Below are 21,932 nucleotides of genomic sequence, written 5' to 3' on the forward strand. Positions count from 1 at the left end.
TTGCTGTGCCATGAAAACACTGATCATTACTGTGGGCAACCGACAGGTGGGCTGGCGGTGCAAAGATGGTATTGTGCGCAATTTTGGAGCTGATGGTGATCCTGCCTGTAAGGGGGATGCGCCACCTCACCTGAGTGAGTTGTACGCGGAATTTGGCATCGAACGGGGTTTTCATGATCCTGAGGCAAAGCACCGCCACAACGTGCGCTATTTAAGTGAAATCGTTTATCGGCATTGTCAAGCCAAGAATGACTTTTCACCCGTGGTTTTGCTGCTGGATGAGCAAATCTTGGCGGAGCACTATGCCACGCCAACGGAAACCGCAGACGTGATTCTCTGGGGAACGGATCAGCCAGAATCGGTCGGTTGGCAATTTTACGCCATGGATACTTGTTGGCTGGCGCAGTTGATGGCAGGGGCAATTCAGCAGCGCTATCCCCACCTCAACGTCACGGTTTGGAACTGTCCAGTTGATGTGAATGAGAGGCAAGCCCTGTGGGACTTCACGGAAAAGCAGTTAGAGCAATATATTGAGCGTTTGCCAGAGAACGCGGCTAGCAATTGGCAGTTGCAAATTCAAACAAAGGGGTCTGTCCCTCAAATGGCAGATGCTTTGAACATGATTGCAGCAGTTCTCATGCGTCAGTATCCCGTTTGCAAAATTATTCCAACAGAGCCAAAACCGTTCTTTGATCCAAGCAATCAGTCTGCTCGCAGTGCTGAATCTTTTGAAGTGGTCTCTTTAGGTGAGATCTTTTGGCCCCTAGAGCGCCAGCGGATTGCCACAGCATGGAAACGGGGCGACTTTACGGCTGCAAAGGTACTCCTTGAAGCCCATCGCGATCGCCATGAGGCGCTCTATCAGTTGGCCGATCGCCTTGCCTTAGCAACAAACTGGGGTATTGAAGAATTTCTCAAGGGAATTCAGGGGGAACGCTGGCTGGATCAAAAGTCTACGCAAGCAGTGGCTCGCAAAGCTCAACGGAACCAGTGGCGCGAGGCGACGGTCACTCGCTGTCCCAATAGTGAAACGGCCACCAGCAAGTTCTTGAAAATTTGGGAATTTGAGCTATTCATTGATCTGAGCTTGCAGCAGGCGAACTATACACTAGCTTTTATGCAATTTGCCCAGATGATTGAACGACTCCTGTTTTGGCGATGCGAACAGGAAAATTGGCACACTCAGGGGCACTTAGGTGAGGCATTCTTGCAGGAGGGCAACTATCGTGATCCGAAGAAATTGCCATTGGGGGTGCTGTGGCGAGCCTGGGCAAAAGTGGAGCAGCGATCGGACGGTGATGACCTTGTTAAAAAGCTGGAGACGATCAATGGATATCGCAATGGCGTTGTTCACCGCAATCGAGCGATCACTCGTCAAAAGCTAACCGCATTAGCCGACGTTTCAGAAGAGGCCTCCCTAAGTGAAATTCATCAAGGGCTGTTAAAGGTGCTCTCCTCCCTTGTCAATCTGGAACATATGCCTGAGCAAGGGGTGGCGCGATCGCTCTACGAGTGGGGACTAGAGCAACTGAAGTAATCCCAATCCCAGCCTAAGCAGCAATCTCCACCCCAAAGACCTCTTGGAAGACTTTGCCCACCTTGTAGCCGGAGTCAATGGACTCGAGGGGATCCTTGCGCAGGCGGTGGCGCAGACAGAGGACAATCACCCGCGCAATATCCTCAACGGTAACATCCGTGCGTCCCTCAAAGGCGGCTAGCGCCTTGGCCGCGCGGTTAGTAACAATGTCTCCCCGCAGGCCATCCACATCTAGCTCGGCACAGACTTGGGAAATTTTCACCCGCAGTTCGTAGTCAATTGTGACACTCGGCAAGAGGGCTTGGGCGGCAACTAGCTTGGCTTGCAGCGCTTCCTGTTGAGCTTGGTATTTGGCCAAAAAGGCTGCGGGGTTTTGATCAAATTGCGATCGCTGTTCCACTATTTCCACCCGCAGGGTTGGATCCTTGACGGTGCGAATTTCAGCGTGCATGCCAAAGCGATCCAGCAGTTGCGGTCGCAGTTCCCCTTCTTCAGGGTTACCAGAGCCGACCAAGACAAAGCGTGCCGGGTGACGAATTGAAATGCCTTCGCGCTCAACGGTATTCCAGCCGGAGGCAGCGGCATCGAGCAGCACATCCACTAGGTGATCATCCAGCAGGTTCACCTCGTCCACATAGAGAATACCGCGATTGGCCTTGGCCAAGAGTCCGGGCTCAAAGGCTTTCACCCCCTCAGCAAGGGCTTTTTCAATATCAATGGTGCCGCAGACCCGATCCTCAGTTGCCCCCAAGGGCAGATCCACCATCGGTACTTTTTTCTTGATGGTGTGAATGGGTTCACCCGCTGCTACGGCCACCTTGACCGCATCGCTCATCAGATCGGGATCGCTAGGATGACTGTTGAAGGGGTCATCGGCGACCACCTCAATTTCCGGCAGCAGATCCGCGAGGGCGCGAATGGTGGTTGATTTGCCCGTGCCGCGATCGCCCATGATCATGACGCCACCAATTTTGGGGTCAATGACATTGAGCAACAATGACAGTTTCATTTCGTCTTGACCGACAATTGCCGTAAAGGGAAAAACAGGCCGACGAGGGACAGCAGTCGCAGTCACAGGCATCACATCGCAAAAACAGCATTGATTATTGTGCCACATTGGGCTTGCGCTGCCACAGCAAAATTTTTCCGCAAAATCCTAGCCCTAGGTGAAGGAACTGTGATACCCTAAGTAGGGACAATTAAGGAGCTTAAGCGCTCTCATTGCTTTTGCTCTGCGACATCCATGCAGGTTCTCAATTAGCAACAATCGCTGTGAACCCATCCAGTCATTTTACACCACTAATAAAGGCGGAGACTTTGCGTACCATTGCGGGACGTAGGCCTCAGTTGCGAGCGGTTTCTCACGCCCGACTGTCCATTTTTCAATTGTGTTGTTTTTAAGCTGCCTAAGGGAGGTTTCTTTATGTCCGTGCGTTTATATGTGGGCAATCTGCCGCGTGAACTGAGCCGCGAAGAGCTAGAAGCCCTATTTAACCAAGAAGTGGGCGAAGTAGGCATCACTAAACTGATTACCGATCGCAAGACTGGTAAGTGCCGCGGTTTCGGCTTTGTCACCGTTGAATCCGAGGAAGTGGCGGATCAGGTGATTGAGAAACTCAACGGCTACACCTTTAAGGACAATCCCCTCAAGATTGAGAAGGCCAACGACAAGCCGAAATCTGAAGCTAAGGAAAAAGAAGAAACAGTGGCCGAAAAAGCCACTCCCAGCAACCGCAATAATCGCAAAAATAATAAAAATAATGGGCGGCGTACCCAAGCCAATTCGGCGCCGGCTGAATATAGCTCCATGGATACGGAAGCTGCTCAACCGGATCCCCGCTGGGCAGATGCCCTAGCACAGCTTAAGGAACGACTCCTTGCCCAAAGCAGCAACGCTTAAAGGTTTTAGGCAGTTTCTATGACGGCGGATCCCTGGCCATTTGTGACCCCGGGTATCCCCGATGGTCTCTTTGAGCGCTTACCAGGTATTCCCCTCACCCAACGGGAAACGCGATTATTGATGCTCTCCTATTTGCGCCTTGAGCCGGACTCTTGTCTTTGGGATGTGGGCGCGGGCACGGGTACGATCGCTGTTGAGGCGGCACGCTTGGCGAAGCGGGGACAGGTGATTGCCGTTGAACGAGACGAGGAAGTGGTTGATCTGATCCAGCGCAATTGCGATCGCTTTGGCGTCAAGAATGTGCAGATTGTTGCCGGTTCCGCTCCAGATTGCTTTCCCCAGTTATGTCGCACACCGCAGCGCATTTGTCTCGAGGGGGGGCGCCCGATTAAGGAAGTTTTGCTGCAAGCGTGGGAGTATCTTGCGCCCGGTGGTCGCTTGGTGGCGATCGCCAGCAGTTTAGAAAATCTCTATGCCCTCTCTGAAGGGTTTGCGACAGTCCAAGCCCGCAGCCTAGAGGTGGTGCAATCAGTGATCAATCGTCTGGAAACGCGGGGCGGCCACCAAATTTTTGCAGCAGTGGAACCGATCTTTATTCTCAGTGGCGAGAAAATTTCCTAATGGGCAGCGGGCAACTGTGGGTGGTGGGTACCCCCATTGGCAATCTTGAGGATATAAGCGCTCGTGCCCTGCGCATTCTTAAGGCGGTGGATCTCATTGCTGCGGAGGATACACGCCACACCGGCCGCCTGTTACAGCATTTTGGCATTACCACACCCCAAATCAGTCTCCATGAGCACAATACCCAACAGCGCGTGCCCCAGCTGCTTCAGCGCCTAGAGGCGGGTCAACAGATTGCCTTGGTTAGCGATGCAGGGTTACCGGGGGTGTCGGATCCCGGTTATGAATTGATCACGGCCTGTATTGCCGCAGCCATTCCGGTCACACCGATTCCCGGCGCGAATGCTGCCTTAACAGCCTTGATGGCCGCAGGATTACCGATGAATCGCTTTTGTTTTGAAGGGTTTTTGCCGACCAAGGGGCGCGATCGCCAGCAGCGATTAGCAGCACTGCAACAGGAAACGCGCACAATTCTTCTCTACGAAGCCCCCCATCGCTTGCTGCAAACGGTAACAGAGTTATGTCAAATCTTGGGGAACGATCGCCCCCTCGTCCTCGCCCGCGAACTCACAAAGCGCCACGAAGAATTTTGGCGGGGAACCCTCGGCACTGCCTGCACTTATCTACAGGAGCATCCCCCCCGTGGCGAATACACACTGGTTTTAGGCGGTGCCCCTGAACACTCTGTGGCCGTGAATCCCAATCATCTCGCAGACGAATTAGCGACACTTCTCAGCCAAGGCCTTTCTCTTACCCAAGCCAGCCGTCAACTGGCAGATCTCACAGGGCTTTCACGGCGCGACATCTATCAACTGGGACTCCAGCTCAAACAGGCATCCCCTTAACTTTCTCCCTCAAGGGCGACGGCAACCCATCCACAAATTGGGGATAGACGGGGAGTCGTGGCACTAATTCCCATCCCCACGCCTGTAATTGTTCCCTCAATGCTGCCACATTGGTGTGGGGATAGTCGGGATTGACGTGATCCAAGGGAACGATGCCCCCCAAATCGCGAGCGCCCGCGTTTAGGCACGCCCGAAAGACCTCTGGATCTGTGACCAGATTCGCAGGAATTTGAATCGTGATGTCTTCAGGCAAAAGCGATCGCGCCCAGTGTACCACGTTCGGTAATTGCCTCAGATCAAAGGGGGGCAATGCTGCTTCCTGTTGCTGGCCGGGACTGTGGGGCTGCAAAATCACCTCCTGAATATGTCCCCACCGCCGATGACACTCAGCAATGGCCGTGAGCGTTTCTGCCCAATCCTGCGGCTCTTCACCAATGCCCAAGAGCAAGCCCGTAGTGAAGGGAATGCCCAGTTCCCCGGCCTGTTCCAGTTGGTGTAAACGCAGTTGCGGATCCTTGCTAGGGGCATGGCGATGGACGCTTTGCAACAACTTCGGTGTTAATTGCTCTAGCATCAGTCCCATCGAGACATTCACCGCCTTGAGAGCGGCCATTTCTGCTCGATTGAGGGGACCCGCATTGGTATGGGGCAGAAATCCCTGATCCAAGGCTAAGGCGGCTAGATCATAGAGACGCTCTAACCATTGGGAACGCTGGGGACTGTTGGGGGCAACTTCGCCACTGAGAATCAAAATTTCTCGCACCTGTTGGGGGTCAAGCCCTGCCAACTGTTGAGCCGCCGCCTCTAAACTCAACCAACCACTCGTGCCAATATCCTGACGGAAGTTGCAGTAGGTACAGCGATTAAAACACTCGTACGTCGGTACAAGAGTAAAAGCTGGACTATAGGTGATGGTGCGATCATCGCTCATGGAGACTCACGAAAAAGTGCTCTTATCTCAGCACCCCTGCGTTCAAGGAGATAATTTCTCAATAACGGGCGATCGCGAACACGTAGAGGGCATGGCCTGCCAATAACGTTAACCACACCAGCGTTACCGTTGGCATAAAGGGTACTGCCGTGGGTTGCACCTGATGCCAAAACCAGCCACCAGAGTTAAAAGCAGCAAAAAGGGCAACATGAACCGCAAAATTCATGCGATCGTCCAAACGGCGATAGCTCGGATCACGGCGATCGGGCTTACGGGGCCAACGGGGAGGCATATAGAGGGTACCTAAATCACTTCCAGCTCGTCGGGGTGCAAATGGGCAATGAACTTGGGACTAAACCGCACCTGAATCGGGTAGTTGGGACTAATGGGACGGCCCTGCCAGTCGCTGAGAATGGCGAAAATCTCCCCTTCCATGCCCTGAATGTCAAAGGGTTCGTTACGGTGATCGGGATGGTGATAGACGATGGTAGGGGTCTTGACGCGTACCCGCAGACCGACGCTTAAAGCTTGTTGCTCCATAACACTCATTCGTTTCTTGCTCTCCTCGACTGGCAGGGGTTTTGTTTTTATCGTCGCATACGGATCGGCAAGGGCGATCGCCCTAGGACAATTGAACATCAATTGTTACCATTGCCGCCCGACCTCTGTCAGTTGGCAGAGGAGATCATCGGATGACCGAGGGAGTTGCCATTGGCGCTTATTGTCATTGGTGGCATGAGGAGTAGAGAGCGCACTTGATGGCGTTTTTCGGGGCTGAGGTATTCCTGCTGGACGGAGCGCCAAGTTTGCCACTGGCGTGTTTGCTCAAGGGCAATGATTTCTGCAAGGCAAGGAGAGGCTTGGCGAAGATTGAGTCCAAGTTGGGTACGGAAAAAGTCATGGAGGACAACGCCATCGTGAAGTGTGCCTAGGAGTTCTTGCAACTGAGCAAAGGCATCTACCTGTTCAGTGAAGGTGTCTCCATAGACACTGCTAAAGAGTTCCATTTGGTAGCGTACCCGCTTGGCTTGCTTGCGTAGATCGTGGAGATCTTCACCCGCTGTTTGCAGCCACTGGGGCGGGTTACTCACCGCAAGGAAAAGGGGGCGATCGCCCTGCCATTCAATGGCCACTTGCCACCCCGGATGCAGCAACAGTTGACACACCAAGGGCAACAAAATATCTGGGGCAATCAGTTCCGTCGGTAAGTTAGCAATCTCACGATATTGAGGGGCAGCTAGCCATTCTTCTAGCCCCTGTTGCAATTTGCGATAGCGATCGCTGCGCAGCAATTGAAGGGCTTTTTGTAGCAGTTCTGTCCGTTGCTTTTCGAGTTTTTTGATCAGTTTTGCCAGTTGTTGTTGCTCAGGGCGAGGTAGGTGAGGGTAATACTGCTCCTTAAGCGCCAGCATCATTACATCCAAATCCCGTACGGGACTGAGACTGCCGGCGATCGCCCGTACCCGCTGAATGGAGACTCCCTTGGGCAAACGTACGGTATTACAAAAGACCTCCAGAGCCGTTCGCAGGCGGCGCAAGCCCACCCGCATCTGGTGAATTGCCTCAACATCGCGATCGCGAATCACCCCCGGCTCGTGTTTGCTAATTTTGCGGTAGTACTTTTCAAAAGCGGCGTACGCGATATGCCCTAGGGTTTCCATAAGACCCCCTCCCTGCTCAACGCCTAAAGGAATACCACTATTAAATTAACGTTTATTAACCAAGGTTACTTTTATCTTAATTTTAACTTAACCATAGTTGTGGCTGAATCATGGCTCAGCAAAAAAAGCCCCGCTCGATCAGAACGGGGATCAGTGAAATCAGTGAAGTCATTCAGTAAGAGCGGAACAAAAAATTGGGAAACTTAGGCAGCCGCTAGATTTTTAGCAACAAAGTCCCAGTTCACCAGTTGGTTGAGGAAGTTATCAATGAAGTCTGGACGGCGGTTTTGGTAGTCGAGATAGTAGGCGTGCTCCCAAACATCAATCGTCAGGAGGGGCACTTGACCGTGAACCAAGGGGTTTTCGGCATTGGGGGTTTTGGTCACTTTCAGCGTACCCGCTTCGAGCACCAGCCATGCCCAACCGCTACCAAATTGGGTCGCCGCTGCATTTTTGAACTGGGACTTGAACTCGTCGTAGCTCCCAAAGGCACTGTTGATCCGGGCGGCCACATCACCCGTAGGAGCGCCACCGCCACCGGGCTTGAGGCTATTCCAGAAGAAGGTGTGATTCCACACTTGAGCCGCATTGTTGAAGATGCCCACCTTGGCAGCATCGCCATAGGTCATGCGAATGACATCTTCAAGGGATTTGTCAGCGAGTTCCGTATCTTGAGTCAGTTTATTGAGGTTATCCACGTAGGCTTTATGGTGCTTGCCATAGTGAAATTCAAAGGTTTTCGCAGACATCCCATAGGGTTCAAGGGCGCCCGGATCAAAGGGAAGGGGTTCTTGTACAAATGCCATAGTGCTCAATACCTCTCTAAAGGTGATGCAGGTTTAGGCTACTAGAGATCAGTCATCGCCAAAAGGCACCTAGCAGCAGTGCCCATCGCCTAATTAACAATTCGCAATAATTATATCATCCTCCTTTCCGCTTCAGAAAAGAGCTGTCTCGCAGCATGATATGTTCAGAGGGGTTCTTGGGTCTTGGGTTCTATGGTTGCTTCTGTCCTTCGCCTAGATCAGGTTTTGATTCCTGAGGATGCCCCGATTCGCTTTGGTACCGATGGCTGGCGCGGCATCATTGGCGCTGAGTTTACCTTTAACCGTCTGCTGCGGGCAGCCAAGGCAGCGGCGGCAGTGCTCCATCAAACCTATGGCAAGGGCACAACGCCTCGGATCATTGTGGGCTACGATCGCCGGTTTTTAGCGGAACAGTTTGCCGCAGCCGTTGCCCAATTACTGGCGAGCCAAGGCTATGAGGTGTGGCTTTCAAATTGTGCGGCACCGACCCCCGCCTTTAGTTGGGCCGTCAAAGCAGAGGGAGCCATTGGCGGCTTGGTAATGACGGCAAGTCACAATCCCGGTATCTATGCGGGACTGAAGGTGAAGGGCGCCTTTGGTGGCTCCGTACCCACGACCGTCACCCAAGCCATTGAAGCGCAGTTAGCTCAGGGAGAGCCGCCACCCGTGGGTGAGGCCAAAACAGACTATCAAGTCTTTGATCCGTGGCCCAGCTATTGTGCGGCCTTGCGCACTCATGTTGATCCAAGCCCCATTCGTGAGGCGATCGCCAGCGGTAAGCTGCGGATCTGTGCCGATGTTATGCATGGGGTGGCCGCAGGAGGGCTAGAGCGCTTGTTGGATTTAGCGATACCAGAGTTTCGGCGCGATCGCGATCCCCTCTTTGGGGGAGGTGCCCCTGAACCCATTGGCCGTTATTTAACCGCAACCCAAGAGCAACTGCGGCAACAACACAGTGCCATCCCAACAGTGTGTTTAGTCTTTGATGGTGATGCCGATCGCCTAGCAGTCATTGATGGCGAGGGGGTGCTGTACACTGCCCAAGAAATTATTCCCATCTTGATTGATCATCTGGCACAACACAGTAGCTACCGAGGGGCCGTGATCAAATCCATTAGCAGTTCTGATCTAGTGGCGCGAGTGTCCGCCCACCATGGTTTAGCGGTGATTGAAACGCCCATTGGCTTTAAGTACATTGGCGATCGCATGCTGGCAGGGGAAGCTGTCCTCTTGGGCGGTGAAGAATCAGGGGGAATTGGCTATGGCCATCATCTTCCTGAACGAGATGCCTTACTCTCAGCACTGTACCTACTACAAGCCCTAGTGACATCTGGCTTGAGCGTAGGGGAATACTATCAGCAGTTGCAGGCAACCACGAACTTTTACAGTGCCTACGATCGCGTTGATCTCACCCTCGCGTCCTTAGCGCAGCGACAACAACTAGAAGCAATCCTAGCAGCGCATCCCTTCACCCAGATTTTGGATAGCCCCGTGAGCCACTGGGAGAGCATTGACGGCTACAAGTTTCATCTGGCCGATGGCGGTTGGTTACTGATTCGCTTTAGTGGCACCGAACCCCTGCTGCGCCTCTACTGCCAAGGGAAAACGCCTGAACAGGTGCAGCGCATTTTAGAATGGGCAAGTCAATGGGCAGTTGCAGTGGCTGGCTAATCGTTAAAAAAAAACAATCGCAATGGACAACGCATCATGCCATTAGACCCATCCAGCCCAAACTCCGCTGCCACCAGTGCCCGTTCGCCCCTTTCCCTATGGACAAAACTTGCCTTTGGTGCTGGTGATCTCGGAACCGCCATCACTGCCAATTTACAGGTGTTTTTCCTGATGGTGTTCTTGACCAATGTGGCTGGCCTCAATGCGGGCTTGGCAGGCAGTGTGTTGATGATTGGCAAAATCTGGGATGCCATCAATGATCCGATCATCGGCTACCTCAGCGATCGCACCCCTGTGGGCAAGTGGGGACGCCGCCACATCTGGATGATCCTAGCAGCCCTTCCCTTTGGCATTTGCTTTTTCTTGAACTGGTGGGTACCAACGACGGATCAAGGGTTGCTCTTTGGCTACTACGTTCTCATGGGTCTCCTCTTTAACACGTTTTACACCGCAGTCAACCTACCCTACAGCGCCCTAACACCAGAACTGACAGAAGACTACAACGAACGCACTAGTCTGAATAGTTTTCGCTTTGCCTTTTCCATTGGCGGCAGTATTGGCTCACTCCTATTGGCGCAAATTCTCTTCCAAGTCATTAAGGAACCCAAAACTCAGTACATTGTCCTGGGGGGCATTGCCGCTGTATTATCTGTGCTGCCCATCTATTGGTGTGTCTGGGGCACACGGGGACGGGTACGGGAGTTTGAACGGCATACCCCCAGCAGTGGCCAAAGTCTTTTACCCTTGAAGACGCAACTGCGGTTGGTCTTTAGCAATCGGCCCTTCCTATTCGTGATGGGCATTTACCTCTGTTCTTGGCTAGCGGTGCAAATTACTGCCTCGCTGATTCCCTTTTTTATTGGCGATTGGTTGCAAATGTCCCCCGCTGAATATACGCAAGTGGCGCTGGCGGTGCAATCGACGGCGATGATCATGCTTTTTGTTTGGAGTGCCGTGAGTCGGCGTATTGGCAAGAAGGCGGTCTATTACATGGGCATGGCACTGTGGATTATTGCCCAAGCTGGCTTGTTTTTATTGCAGCCGGGACAAACAACGCTGGTCTATATCTGCGCGATTCTGGCGGGGTTTGGGGTTTCAACGGCCTACCTTGTCCCTTGGTCAATGATTCCCGATGTGATTGATCTCGATGAACTCAACAGTGGCCAACGGCGGGAGGGGATCTTCTATGCCTTTATGGTGCTACTGCAAAAAATTGGTCTTGCCTTGGGGCTATTTCTCGTCGGTCAGGCCTTGCAGTGGGCAGGCTACCTCTCCAGCGTTGCCGGTGAACCGCGCCCCGTTCAGCCCCCCTCGGCACTGTTGGCAATCCGCATTGCCATTGGACCGCTACCAACCTTTTTTCTCATTATTGGCATTGTTTTAGCCTACCTCTATCCCATTACGCAAGCGGTACACCAAGAGATTCTCTTAAGGCTGCACGCTAAACGGCAAGGAGAGGCTAGTGCATGAAGGACTGGTACGTGGGCGATCGCGCCCTTGTTTGGGGGAAGCGCACCTACATCATGGGGATCTTAAATATCACCCCCGACAGTTTTAGCGATGGCGGTGACTTTTTTAATCCCGCCAGTGCCGTTGCCCATGCCCTTGAGATGGTGGCGGCAGGGGTTGATGTCATTGATATCGGCGGTGAGTCCACCCGTCCGGGCGCCAGTGAAGTGCCCATTAGTGCTGAGTTAGCGCGGGTGTTGCCCGTGATTGAGGGCATCCGTCAGCAGTCGCAGATTCCCATTTCCATTGATACCACCCATGCGGTGGTTGCCCGCGCAGCCGTCGAAGCCGGTGCCAATATTGTCAACGATGTCTCAGGCGGGCAGGCGGATCCGGAAATGTTTGCCACGGTAGCGGCATTGGGGGTGCCCTATATCCTCATGCATCGGCGGGGAACGCCAGCCACCATGCAGCAATTAACGGACTACGAGGATTTGATTGGTGATTTGCTTCGCTATTTTCAGGAACAAACGCAGCGGGCAGTTGCCAGCGGCATTCTCCCCGAGCATCTGATGATTGATCCCGGTATTGGCTTTGCCAAAACCACGCCCCAGAATCTCACCCTTTTACGAGAACTGCGGCAATTTCACAGCCTTGGCTATCCTCTCCTGCTGGGGCCATCGCGCAAACGCTTTATTGGTGATATCCTGAACCTGCCCAATCCTAAAGACCGGGTTTGGGGTACCGCAGCGGTCTGCTGTCATGCCATTGCCCAAGGGGTCGAGATGGTGCGTGTCCACGATGTGGCGGCAATGGTGCAGGTGTGTCGGATGGCCGATGTGCTCTGGCGATCGCCCTAGAGGGACTCAAACCACTTCAGGAGACCAATGGCTATCAGAAACAGACTGGCAGCGCCTTCTAAGTAGGGCGTAAAGTGCAGAGGGGCTTGTTCCCGTAGTTGCTGCCCCAACCAAAAGCCACTGCCAATGCAGACCCAACTGGTTACTGTACTCGCTATCACAGCACTAGCGATCGGTAACTGTGCCAAACCCGCAGCTACCCCTGTGGCAAGGTTCGTCAGGGTCAATGCTAAACCCAACAGCAGCGACTGGTAGAGCGTGAAGTCATAGGCATAGTCAAGAATCGGTAATAAGTTCGGCTTTATGGTTTTAGAGGGATGATTCAAGTTGAGCAAGACTCCCCCCAGTGCCGATGCCCCCATGACGATTAGCAAGCCACTGCCAAGCCGCTGTGTCCAAATCAACGGCACATACTGCTCTACCCACCCACCCAACTCCATGGCCAAAAAGGTACTGCTACCAGAAAGAGCCGCAATCAGGACATTCCCCAGCCAACTCATACGATAGCGGCGCAGACCATAGCTAACGGCCACGCTAAAGTTATCCATATTGGTGGCAAAACCAAAGAGTAGGGAGGCGATCGCGACTGGGAGCATTGGAACCTCTCAAGAATTCACCCTGAGCATAAGCGATTTCTAAGGACAAAGGCACCTGTTAATTAAGATGGTTTGGCGGGGCGATCGCAAATTTTCTGGGTGGATGCATATCCCTAACAACAGCAATGGATAACCAGATGTATACCCTTGCGAGGTGATCCCATGAATCTTCTCCAAGAACTCCTACAAACCGTTGAAATTGGCACTCCCCAAACCTTTGGTGGCATGACGCTGTTTCCCCTGCTGCGCCCGATTGTGGCAGAACCCGACTATTGGACGCTGACGGAAGCAATGAACCAAAACCTGCTAAAGATTACCGAGGTGTCTGAAGGGGGGCATGTGCCTGAACTCCTGTGCCATAACTGGAGCGATCGCTCGGTACTGCTTGTGGATGGGGAAGAACTCGTCGGTGCCAAGCAAAACCGTATTCTTAACCTCACAGTACTTGTACCTGCCCACACTGATCTGAAAATTCCCGTCTCCTGTGTTGAACGGGGTCGCTGGCACTACCGCTGCCGTGAGTTTGCCGCTGCTGATCGCGCCTACCATGCCACAGGGCGCGCCAAGAAACTCCGCTATGTTACAGAGTCGTTGAAACACAGGGGAAGCCGCCGTGCTGATCAGGGGGAAATCTGGGCGGATGTCGATGACCATCTGCTTTTCTTTGCTTGCAAGTCCGCCACCGATGCCCTCGCTGATGTTTATGAAAAAGAAGCCCACTCCCTCGATGAGTACGTCCAAGCATTTCGGGCGATCGCCCAGCAGATTGGTGCGCTTTTCGTCGTGCACGGTCAAATTTTGGGCTTGGAACTCTTTGACTTCCCTGCTACCTTTGGCAAACTGCTCCCCAAATTCAGCCGCAGCTACGGCCTTGAAGCCCTGAAACCCTCTCTTTCTCACGGTTCAGAAGTCACAACTGCCGATGCTAAAGCCTTTTTGACGACTGTGGCGGCTGCAACGGCTGAAACCTTTGAGGCCTTGGCCGAAGGCACAGATGTGCGGCTCACCCATCCCGAAGTCATTGGTAGTGCCCTTGTGGCCAAGGGGCGAGTGGTGCACTTGAGCGCCTTTCCCACCGAGATCACCCAGTCCAAACGCCGGCGGTCAGGTTGGGAAATTTAAGTCCTAGGGACAATTGCTGCGCCCCGGTGCCGGCACACACAACTCCCATTCCGCATTGAAGGGTTCGTAGCCGAGAGCCACCCCCGCCCGTTCTGCTTGGTAGCGCACCTCCTCAAAGCAGTCAAAGCCATCGGGGCGCACGGCAATGATAATGTACTCGCGATCGCTCTGACGGCGGAGATTGGCCAACAAAATGGCCAGCGTGGAAGTGGGCTTGCCGAGGTCTGCTTTGGACACCAGCACCTTTTGGGGATGGATGATCACCCCCTCGCGACGGCACTCCAGATAGCGGGGGGTACGCCCGTCATTTTGGGCATTTTCCCGTGCCAAAATTTGCACATTGGTACGTTCTCGCCCAAGGCTACTAGCACTAATCACCACCACCAGCAGGATCAGCGTGCCAATGGTGCAGGCCAAGATCGAGAGGAAGGGAAATAAGTCCAGTTGTAAATGGTGGGATTGACGCCGCCGCACAGCCTGATGCCTTACATAATTTTGGGCACACGGAAAAAGTCATCCTCGCGATCCGGGGCGATCGCCAGTAGATCCTCGCGATTTGGCCAAGGCTCCAACACATCGGGACGGGTTACATTACTGACTTCAATCGCACGGGTCGTCGGTGGAATATCCGTGACATCCAGTTCACTCAATTGGTTCACATAGTCAAGGATGCTATCTAGTTGCTGGGTCAGGGCTTCAATCTCGCTTTCCTCAAGGGCGAGGCGAGCCAAGTGAGCCACCTTGCGCACATCCTCTGCGGTAATGACTTTTGTTGCCATGTGTACTCCCTTAGAAATAAACATCCATCCTGGAGCGACCCGTGGTCTTCAGCCAGTTTTGCGCCTCGATATAGTTATTGGGCGCCAGTTGAATCGCCCGTTTCCAGTAGTCTGCGGCGCGATCGAAGAGTTGTTCAGCCTCCTCGGAACGCTGTTGCTCCTCTGCCTGTGTGCCCAAGTAGTGGTAGATCACCGCGATATTATTAAGGGCTTGGGGCATGCGGGGATTGAGTTCAAGGGCTTGGTGATAATACTCTAGGGCTTTTTCATGATCGCCGTTACTGGCGTGGATCAGGCCAATGTTGTAGAGAATGTAGCTGCGATCGTTGGGGTCTTCCTCTAGTTCTAGGGCTGCTTGGTAGTTCTCCAGTGCCTCGGCATATTCCCCGTCCGCTTGGGCAGACATGCCATCGCGATAATAGGCAAAGGCGGTTTTTGACTGCGAACTGGTGGGCAAGACCTTGAGAATGAGGTCAGCCATGACCGTAAAGGTTTTGTCAATAAAATTGTCGTTCCGTTGTGATCGCGGCATAGGGCTTCCTTGAACGGTCTCTTGCTTAGTGTATCAAAAGCACTCCCAAGGGCGCCCCCTAGCCAATGCCTAAGATTTGTAGCATTCCACCAAGAAGCCCCTACCCCAGACCTAAGATCGTCATACAGCCCTTTTCTTGAGATGTGGCGTGTACGAATGAGGAGAGCATCCTATCCTCCAGCAGTTTTGACTGTTTTCAGCGTGTGCCATCCTTGGGAAAAGGGCTGTAGTGGCCATCCGTGCCCTGATGCTCACCAGATGTTGGGAGTTTAAGATTTATGATTGAAAATATTCTATTGGCAGACTCAGGAACTGGACAATCCGAACAAATGCTCAAGTCGCTGATGGAGTTGCCAGCGATTCAACGGGCTGCCGTCACTGTTTTGCACGTGATTCCACCGAAAATTACTGCCGAGGAGATGGCCGAACAACGTCAAGCGGGTGCCAAACTCCTAGCGGAAGCCGTTGCTCGACTGCATCTTGACCCAGTGATTAGTGTCAATACCATGCTGCGGGAGGGGGATCCCAAAGATACCGTGTTGCACGTGGCCGATGAAATCAATGCCGACTTAATCATCATGGGATCGCGGGGACTCAAGCGCCTGCAATCCATTCTCGAAAACTCCGTCAGCCAGTATGTGTTTCAACTGTCTTCCCGACCGATGTTGCTGGTGCGCGATGACCTCTTTGTGAAGAAAATCAACCGCATCATGGTAGCGCTCAATAATTCCGCCGCAGCCAAGGCCTCCTTGGACTTAGCCGTACGCCTGATGGAGGGGGTCAAGGGCGGTAAATTGATTCTTGCCCACGTCAATCCCGACCTCAAGGGTCATGCTGATACCCCCAGCACGGCTGCTGAAAAAGATCCGATTCTCTCGGAAGCCTCAACGGTGGCCAAGCAGCGGGGTGTGGAATACCAGTGTGTCCTGACCACCGGTAAGCCCGGTGAAGAAATCTGCCGCATTGCTGCTGATACCAATGCCGATCTCCTCGTTCTGGGTTCCCCGGATCGGCGTCCGTCCATCGCCCGCAGTTTGCCCGATTTAGATCGCCTCTTGGGCACCTCCCTTTCAGACTATGTGCGGGTCTATGCTGAGTGCCCCGTGCTCTTTGTGCGACAATTGGAGGCGTAATCTGGGCTAGCGGCGGTGAGCCTTTTTGATGATCTGCGCTGGCAGGGCGATCGCCAGTGGCGACAATTGGGTGAAGCCCTTGAGTACAGCTTTCGCCAACTCTTTCGCCAGCAAACGGAGCCATTTTGGCAGGACTCCCCCTCCTTAGAGGCATGGCTACGCTGGTTCTTTCAAGGGGTCTTGCTCGTTGGCCTTGGACTCGCCCTCTATTTCCTAGGGCGCAGCCTGTGGCGATGGTGGCAGCGGCGATCGCGATCCTCCTCAGCAACACTGGTTTCTACCCTTGAGGAGCGACCGCGGCCTGTGCGCGAGTGGCTGGAACTTGCTCAAGACCTGCAATTGGCGGGGGATTATGGGGGTGCTTGTCGTGCTCTCTACATGGCCTTGCTCTATCGGTTGCAGGAGGCGGGCTGGCTACGGCTACAGCCCCACTGCACCAATGGCGACTATCTACGGGAATTGGAGCGACTCTTTCAACTGGGGGAGCGATCGCCAGCCGTGCGGCGGAGTATTCAGCACCTCTTTCAAGTTCACAGTCGCAGTTACTATGGCGCCGAGGCGGTGGATGCCCAAACCCTAGCCACCTGTCAAGCCGCCTATTTTGAGGTGGCCCCCTTCCTGCGGGAGCGCCAGCAATGATCACGATCAACCGTCGCCAGTGGTTTTTCCTCGGCTGCGCTGTCCTTGTGCTGCTGGTGGTCGGCCTCCTGATTCTGGCGGTGGCGCCCAGTAGCCGCGCTGGCTCCTCCTTTGATGCCTCCCCTTGGGGCACGCAGAAATTTTATGCGTATCTACAACAGCAGGGGTTCCAAGTGGCGCGTTGGCAGCGGGACTATAACTACCTCAAGGGTCAAGGGCACGTTTTCATTCAAATTAGTGGTCGTCCCATGAGCTGGCCACCATCCCTTGTGGAGTGGCTGGCCCAGGGCAATACGCTGGTGCGCTTTTACTGGCATGGGGAACCCACCGCAGCCCCCTTTGCGGCACGGCTCTCGACGCCCCAGGGCAAGGTCTTGATTGAAACCCGCCGCCGCGTTCCTTTCCAGCAGGGCGATCGCTCTCTCCTCAAGGATGATCACGGTTTGATTGTCTATCTCAGACGCTCTAATAGTCCCCATAACCATGAACAGCGTATCCTTGGCGTCTATCCTTGGTTGGTGGCCAATGTCTATGGCGGCGAAACGGCCCTTGCCAACTTTGCGGTTGTGGCTCAGCTCTTGCAGGAGGTGGCCGAACCAGGGGCAACGATATACTTTGATGAATGGCTCCACGGCTACCGCCAACGCACTCCAGAGGATGTGGTCAGGGAGACGGTGCCTGAAACCCTCTTCGACTACTTCAGTCGTACCCCTTGGTTGGCTGTGGGGGTGCAATTCAGCCTCTTGCTCCTCTTTTTGCTATGGCAGCAAAGTCAACGTTTTGGCCCACCCCTATTGGAAAAAGAACCTGTGGCCAGTAATAGTGCCGCCTACATTGCAGCCCTCGCAGGCGTTCTTGAGCGGGCACAGCAGCGGCACTTTGTCCTAGAACAGCTGCAAGATCGCTTTCGCTATGATTTAGCCAACCAACTCGGCCTTGCCGCCAATCCTCACCATCTGCCTAGGGATTCAGAACTCATTCAGGCATGGCAGACCACAACGGGGCGATCGCCGCAACACCTGCAAGACCTCCTCAGTATTCCCCACAGCATTGATGATTCCCAGTTACTCAAGTGGCTAGAGCAGGCCGGCAGTGCCCTACAGGCTCTGAAAAGGGCTGTCTAATGATCTAGCCCTTCGGCTTTGTCTTCACACACACAGGTCCATAGACAAGAGTTTGGCAAGCCAAGCGATAATTCTCTGGCTTACGGCGGAGCTTGCGTTCTTCCACTGGTGTGCGGGGGGAAAGGTTTTCCATACCCTCGACGATCTCAACAATACAGGTGCCACACTGGCCGTAGCCCCCACAATTCAAGAACTTGCCCTTGAGGGTGTAGAGGTCAACCCCCGCTTCCATTGCTTTTAAGCGCAGATTCGCGCCGTTGGCAGCAATAATTTCTTTGTTTTCGTTAACAAACTTAATATTTGTGGCCACAAATTCAGCTTTGCTTGCCATAGGAACCTACGCTAGTTACCATTCTTAATACATTCTCATTTTGGCAGAAAAACTGCCCAACCGTAGCTGAAGTTACGGGTAAATTGGCCGTTAAACTCTTAGTAGGGAAGCGGTTATGACCGTGATCCGGCTGCTTAATAAAATTTGTTCATGCAAACGCTAAATTTTTGTATAGGAGGAGCGTAGTCAATGGGACTACCTTGGTACCGAGTCCACACTGTCCTGATCAATGATCCAGGGCGGTTGATTGCGGCCCACCTGATGCACACGGCATTGGTCGCCGGTTGGGCAGGGTCGATGGCTCTTTATGAGCTAGCTATTTTTGATCCCAGTGATCCCGTTCTCAACCCAATGTGGCGGCAGGGAATGTTTGTCTTGCCCTTCATGGCACGGTTGGGGGTCACGGGGTCTTGGAGCGGTTGGAGTATTACTGGCGAAACAGGGATTGACCCTGGTTTTTGGAGCTTTGAGGGGGTTGCCCTCGCTCACATCGTCCTGTCAGGTCTGTTGTTCTTGGCGGCCTGCTGGCACTGGGTCTATTGGGATTTGGAACTCTTCCGCGATCCTCGCACCGGTGAGCCTGCCCTCGACTTGCCGAAAATGTTTGGCATTCACCTGTTCCTTGCCGGTTTACTCTGCTTTAGCTTTGGTGCTTTTCACCTGACGGGTCTCTTTGGTCCTGGGATGTGGGTCTCTGACCCCTATGGCTTGACGGGTAGTGTCCAGCCTGTGGCACCCGAATGGGGACCCGATGGCTTTAATCCCTACAACCCCGGTGGTGTGGTTGCTCACCATATCGCCGCAGGCATTGTCGGTATTATTGCTGGTTTATTCCACCTGCTGGTACGTCCACCCCAACGACTTTACAAAGCTCTGCGCATGGGGAATATTGAGACGGTACTCTCCAGCAGTATTGCTGCCGTCTTCTTTGCTGCCTTTGTCGTTGCCGGCACGATGTGGTATGGCAGTGCCACCACGCCCATTGAACTCTTTGGGCCGACGCGCTATCAGTGGGACAGTGGCTACTTCCAACAGGAAATTAACCGCCGCGTGCAGGCCTCCCTCGCCAGTGGCGCCACCCTTGAAGAGGCTTGGTCAGCCATTCCAGAGAAACTGGCCTTCTACGATTACATTGGCAACAACCCCGCCAAAGGTGGTCTCTTCCGTACGGGCCCGATGAACAAAGGGGATGGCATTGCCCAAGCTTGGAAAGGCCATGCCGTCTTCCGCAACAAAGAGGGTGAAGAACTCTTTGTCCGTCGCATGCCTGCCTTCTTTGAAAGCTTCCCCGTCATCCTCACCGATAAGAATGGCGTTGTCAAAGCCGACATTCCCTTCCGTCGTGCCGAGTCGAAGTATAGCTTTGAGCAACAAGGCGTGACCGTCAGCTTCTACGGTGGTGAATTGAACGGCCAAACCTTCACCGATCCACCCACCGTTAAGAGCTATGCCCGTAAAGCTATCTTCGGTGAGATCTTTGAATTCGATAAGGAAACCCTCAACTCCGACGGGATTTTCCGCACCAGTCCCCGTGGCTGGTTTACCTTCGGCCATGCGGTGTTTGCCTTGCTCTTCTTCTTTGGTCACATTTGGCATGGTGCCCGCACGCTGTTCCGCGATGTCTTCTCTGGGATTGATCCCGAACTGTCGCCGGAGCAAGTGGAATGGGGCTTCTACCAAAAAGTGGGCGATGTCACCACTCGTCGCAAAGAAGCTGTCTAGTCATTCCTAGGGGACTACTATGGAAACCATCACCTACGTTTTCATCTTTGCCTGCATTATCGCGCTGTTCTTCTTTGCCATCTTCTTCCGTGAGCCTCCTCGGATCACCAAGAAGTAGCCTCTGATCCATCAGCGAATAGGTCTTTAATACTTGCCGATCGCCCCTGCGGTCGGTTTTTTGATTTTTATGTGATGCTCAAGAGATGATGCCTGCCGATTCCTGAATCTTTCGCTCTTGAAGCCACGGTTTCTGGTACAGTCTTTATGGCACGGTGGGACGGCCAAGCTTGTTGTCTGTCAATCGCTAAGGAGAAACCTCTGAGTACCCGAGTCATTATTGTCCGCCACGGTGAAAGCACGTTTAATGTCCAGGAGCGGGTGCAAGGTCACAGTGATGCCTCTTCGCTCACGGAACGCGGTCATTGGATGGCAGCCCAAGTGGGTCTCGCTCTACGGGGCATTCCCATCCGCAAGATTTACACCAGTCCCCTGAAACGGGCAACGGAAACCGCAGAGGGCATCCATGCTCAGCTCCAAGACCCGCAACTCAAGCCACCCCATTCCCTTGATTTACTCAAAGAGATTGCGCTGCCCGCTTGGGAAGATCTGCCCTTTGCCGAAGTGAAGGCACGGTTTCCCGAGGACTATCGCCGCTGGCAGGAAGCCCCAGAAACCTTGATGATGAAAATCACCACGGAGAGTGGCCAAACCAAGGAGTTTTTTCCGCTATTGGATCTCTACGATCGCGCGGGCATGGTTTTGGAAGCGCTGCTGACGGCTCACGAAAATGAAACCATTGTCATTGTCGGCCACAGCGGTATGAATCGTGCCCTGATTTGCACGGGTCTCGGCTTGGGGGTCAAGGGCTATTTGCGGCTGCAGCAGGCCAATGGCGGCATTAGTGTCCTCAATTTCAGCAACGGCTTGCGACAACCCGCACAACTAGAAGCCCTCAATCTCACGAGCCATCTTAATGATCCCTTTCCGCAACCCCGTTTCAAGGAGCAAACGCTGCGCATCTTTTTGGTGCGCCATGGTGAAACCGACTGGAATCGCGAGGGACGCTTCCAAGGGCAAATTGATGTGCCCCTGAATGAAAATGGCCGTGCCCAAGCGGCGGCGGTGGCCGAGTTCCTCAAGGCGGTGCCCTTTCACCATGCCTTGAGTAGTCCCCTACGGCGGCCCAAGGATACGGCCTTGGCGATTTTGCAGTACCACCCTGATGTCGAGCTAGCGCTAGAACCAGCCCTTGCCGAGATTAGCCACGGGGATTGGGAGGGCAAGTTTGAACCGGAGGTGGCGGCGGCCTATCCGGGGGAACTGGAACGCTGGCGCACAACCCCGGCCCTGGTGCAAATGCCCAATGGGGAAAACCTCGAACAGGTGCGCGATCGCGTGGTTAAGGCATGGGAAGAGTGGCTGAAGCGCTGGAAAACCAATGCTCCCACCCCCCACAATGTTTTGGTTGTGGCTCATGATGCCACTAATAAGGTCTTGCTCTGCCACATTGTTGGCCTAGGCATTGAAAACTTCTGGCTCTTTAAGCAGGGCAATGGCAGCGTCACGGTAATTGACTATCCCATCAAGGGCGGTCTGCCGCGATTGCAGGCAGTGAATATCACCACCCATTTGGGGGGCGTGCTGGATCGGACGGCGGCGGGAGCCTTGTAAGC

Annotated in this window: 25 protein-coding genes; 14 read left to right on the forward strand and 11 right to left on the reverse strand. The window is 53.8% G+C overall.

Annotated features, from left to right (window positions below; genetic code table 11):
- Positions 1-10 precede the first annotated feature (10 nt).
- The gene (locus RHP47_RS07960; RefSeq protein WP_310840172.1) at positions 11-1,537 is read left to right on the forward strand and encodes a hypothetical protein; all 1,527 of its coding nucleotides are present in this window, start codon (positions 11-13) and stop codon (positions 1,535-1,537) included.
- A 13-nt stretch (positions 1,538-1,550) separates the two neighbouring features.
- On the opposite strand, the gene bchI is transcribed toward RHP47_RS07960, so the two are convergent.
- On the reverse strand, positions 1,551-2,618 hold the full coding sequence (gene bchI / locus RHP47_RS07965; protein WP_255451636.1) for a magnesium chelatase ATPase subunit I: 1,068 nt from the start codon (positions 2,616-2,618) through the stop codon (positions 1,551-1,553).
- Positions 2,619-2,960: 342 nt separating this feature from the next.
- Between bchI and RHP47_RS07970 the strand changes: the two genes are divergently transcribed.
- The 3 genes from RHP47_RS07970 to rsmI are packed head-to-tail and all read left to right on the forward strand — an operon-like array spanning position 2,961 to position 4,903.
- Complete coding sequence (locus RHP47_RS07970) at positions 2,961-3,437, forward strand: RNA-binding protein (RefSeq protein ID WP_310840173.1); 477 nt, start codon at positions 2,961-2,963, stop codon at positions 3,435-3,437.
- A gap of 18 nt (positions 3,438-3,455) precedes the next feature.
- Positions 3,456-4,058, forward strand: a complete 603-nt coding sequence (cbiT, locus tag RHP47_RS07975; RefSeq protein WP_149819795.1) for a precorrin-6Y C5,15-methyltransferase subunit CbiT — start codon at positions 3,456-3,458, stop codon at positions 4,056-4,058.
- Entirely contained in the window at positions 4,058-4,903 is an 846-nt protein-coding gene (rsmI, locus tag RHP47_RS07980; RefSeq protein WP_149819797.1) for a 16S rRNA (cytidine(1402)-2'-O)-methyltransferase, read from the forward strand. Before cbiT ends, rsmI begins: the two co-directional genes overlap by 1 nt.
- Here the strand turns inward: rsmI and cofG are convergent.
- The 5 genes from cofG to RHP47_RS08005 form a co-directional block, all read right to left on the reverse strand.
- Positions 4,884-5,834, reverse strand: a complete 951-nt coding sequence (gene cofG, locus RHP47_RS07985) for a 7,8-didemethyl-8-hydroxy-5-deazariboflavin synthase subunit CofG (protein ID WP_286625265.1) — start codon at positions 5,832-5,834, stop codon at positions 4,884-4,886. The two genes, rsmI and cofG, sit on opposite strands and share 20 nt — an antisense overlap.
- Before the next feature lie 58 nt (positions 5,835-5,892).
- Positions 5,893-6,126, reverse strand: coding sequence for a hypothetical protein (locus tag RHP47_RS07990; protein WP_149819801.1), 234 nt, complete (start codon positions 6,124-6,126; stop codon positions 5,893-5,895).
- 11 nt (positions 6,127-6,137) lie between these two features.
- A complete protein-coding gene (locus tag RHP47_RS07995; protein WP_149819803.1) occupies positions 6,138-6,383 on the reverse strand; it encodes a ferredoxin-thioredoxin reductase variable chain in 246 nt (81 codons plus the stop codon).
- A gap of 119 nt (positions 6,384-6,502) precedes the next feature.
- On the reverse strand, positions 6,503-7,495 hold the full coding sequence (locus RHP47_RS08000) for a CHAD domain-containing protein (protein WP_310840175.1): 993 nt from the start codon (positions 7,493-7,495) through the stop codon (positions 6,503-6,505).
- A 203-nt stretch (positions 7,496-7,698) separates the two neighbouring features.
- Positions 7,699-8,301 (reverse strand): superoxide dismutase, encoded by a 603-nt coding sequence (locus RHP47_RS08005; protein ID WP_149819807.1) that lies wholly within the window; start codon positions 8,299-8,301, stop codon positions 7,699-7,701.
- A 192-nt stretch (positions 8,302-8,493) separates the two neighbouring features.
- On the opposite strand from RHP47_RS08005, the gene RHP47_RS08010 reads away from it, so the two are divergent.
- Genes RHP47_RS08010 through folP form a run of 3 tightly spaced genes read left to right on the forward strand, consistent with a single transcriptional unit; the run spans position 8,494 to position 12,281 of the window.
- Entirely contained in the window at positions 8,494-9,972 is a 1,479-nt protein-coding gene (locus RHP47_RS08010) for a phosphoglucomutase/phosphomannomutase family protein (protein ID WP_286625267.1), read from the forward strand.
- A gap of 36 nt (positions 9,973-10,008) precedes the next feature.
- Entirely contained in the window at positions 10,009-11,442 is a 1,434-nt protein-coding gene (locus tag RHP47_RS08015) for an MFS transporter (RefSeq protein WP_286625268.1), read from the forward strand.
- Positions 11,439-12,281 carry a dihydropteroate synthase gene (gene folP / locus RHP47_RS08020; RefSeq protein ID WP_286625269.1) on the forward strand — a complete coding sequence of 281 codons (843 nt, stop codon included), beginning with the start codon at positions 11,439-11,441 and terminating at the stop codon, positions 12,279-12,281. The genes RHP47_RS08015 and folP overlap by 4 nt, the downstream gene beginning before the upstream one ends.
- On the opposite strand, the gene RHP47_RS08025 is transcribed toward folP, so the two are convergent.
- Positions 12,278-12,877 carry a hypothetical protein gene (locus RHP47_RS08025; RefSeq protein WP_149819816.1) on the reverse strand — a complete coding sequence of 200 codons (600 nt, stop codon included), beginning with the start codon at positions 12,875-12,877 and terminating at the stop codon, positions 12,278-12,280. The genes folP and RHP47_RS08025 overlap by 4 nt on opposite strands.
- Before the next feature lie 162 nt (positions 12,878-13,039).
- Between RHP47_RS08025 and RHP47_RS08030 the strand changes: the two genes are divergently transcribed.
- Positions 13,040-13,999, forward strand: coding sequence for an ARPP-1 family domain-containing protein (locus RHP47_RS08030; protein WP_149819818.1), 960 nt, complete (start codon positions 13,040-13,042; stop codon positions 13,997-13,999).
- 3 nt (positions 14,000-14,002) lie between these two features.
- Here the strand turns inward: RHP47_RS08030 and RHP47_RS08035 are convergent, their stop codons facing one another.
- The 3 genes from RHP47_RS08035 to RHP47_RS08045 are packed head-to-tail and all read right to left on the reverse strand — an operon-like array spanning position 14,003 to position 15,310.
- On the reverse strand, positions 14,003-14,473 hold the full coding sequence (locus tag RHP47_RS08035) for a hypothetical protein (protein WP_149819820.1): 471 nt from the start codon (positions 14,471-14,473) through the stop codon (positions 14,003-14,005).
- A gap of 11 nt (positions 14,474-14,484) precedes the next feature.
- Positions 14,485-14,778, reverse strand: a complete 294-nt coding sequence (gene gatC / locus RHP47_RS08040; RefSeq protein ID WP_286625270.1) for an Asp-tRNA(Asn)/Glu-tRNA(Gln) amidotransferase subunit GatC — start codon at positions 14,776-14,778, stop codon at positions 14,485-14,487.
- A gap of 10 nt (positions 14,779-14,788) precedes the next feature.
- On the reverse strand, positions 14,789-15,310 hold the full coding sequence (locus RHP47_RS08045) for a photosystem I assembly protein Ycf3 (RefSeq protein ID WP_286625271.1): 522 nt from the start codon (positions 15,308-15,310) through the stop codon (positions 14,789-14,791).
- 278 nt (positions 15,311-15,588) lie between these two features.
- Between RHP47_RS08045 and RHP47_RS08050 the strand changes: the two genes are divergently transcribed.
- From RHP47_RS08050 to RHP47_RS08060, 3 genes are read left to right on the forward strand one after another with little or no spacing between them, the layout of a single operon-like run.
- Positions 15,589-16,443 carry a universal stress protein gene (locus RHP47_RS08050; RefSeq protein WP_149819826.1) on the forward strand — a complete coding sequence of 285 codons (855 nt, stop codon included), beginning with the start codon at positions 15,589-15,591 and terminating at the stop codon, positions 16,441-16,443.
- Positions 16,444-16,458: 15 nt separating this feature from the next.
- The gene (locus RHP47_RS08055; RefSeq protein ID WP_310840177.1) at positions 16,459-17,082 is read left to right on the forward strand and encodes a DUF4129 domain-containing protein; all 624 of its coding nucleotides are present in this window, start codon (positions 16,459-16,461) and stop codon (positions 17,080-17,082) included.
- Complete coding sequence (locus tag RHP47_RS08060) at positions 17,079-18,206, forward strand: DUF4350 domain-containing protein (RefSeq protein WP_310840178.1); 1,128 nt, start codon at positions 17,079-17,081, stop codon at positions 18,204-18,206. Before RHP47_RS08055 ends, RHP47_RS08060 begins: the two co-directional genes overlap by 4 nt.
- Positions 18,207-18,210: 4 nt before the next feature.
- Here the strand turns inward: RHP47_RS08060 and RHP47_RS08065 are convergent, their stop codons facing one another.
- Positions 18,211-18,537 (reverse strand): 2Fe-2S iron-sulfur cluster-binding protein, encoded by a 327-nt coding sequence (locus RHP47_RS08065; RefSeq protein ID WP_286625277.1) that lies wholly within the window; start codon positions 18,535-18,537, stop codon positions 18,211-18,213.
- Positions 18,538-18,726: 189 nt separating this feature from the next.
- On the opposite strand from RHP47_RS08065, the gene psbB reads away from it, so the two are divergent.
- The 3 genes from psbB to RHP47_RS08080 all read left to right on the forward strand — a co-directional run bounded on the left by psbB (position 18,727) and on the right by RHP47_RS08080 (position 21,930).
- A complete protein-coding gene (gene psbB, locus RHP47_RS08070; protein ID WP_149819834.1) occupies positions 18,727-20,259 on the forward strand; it encodes a photosystem II chlorophyll-binding protein CP47 in 1,533 nt (510 codons plus the stop codon).
- Positions 20,260-20,278: 19 nt separating this feature from the next.
- On the forward strand, positions 20,279-20,377 hold the full coding sequence (locus tag RHP47_RS08075) for a photosystem II reaction center protein T (RefSeq protein WP_011057371.1): 99 nt from the start codon (positions 20,279-20,281) through the stop codon (positions 20,375-20,377).
- 146 nt (positions 20,378-20,523) lie between these two features.
- The gene (locus RHP47_RS08080; RefSeq protein WP_149819836.1) at positions 20,524-21,930 is read left to right on the forward strand and encodes a histidine phosphatase family protein; all 1,407 of its coding nucleotides are present in this window, start codon (positions 20,524-20,526) and stop codon (positions 21,928-21,930) included.
- The last annotated feature ends 2 nt before the right edge of the window (positions 21,931-21,932 follow it).

Origin of the sequence: Thermosynechococcus sp. QKsg1, from assembly GCF_031586415.1 — a bacterium.
GTDB lineage: Bacteria > Cyanobacteriota > Cyanobacteriia > Thermosynechococcales > Thermosynechococcaceae > Thermosynechococcus.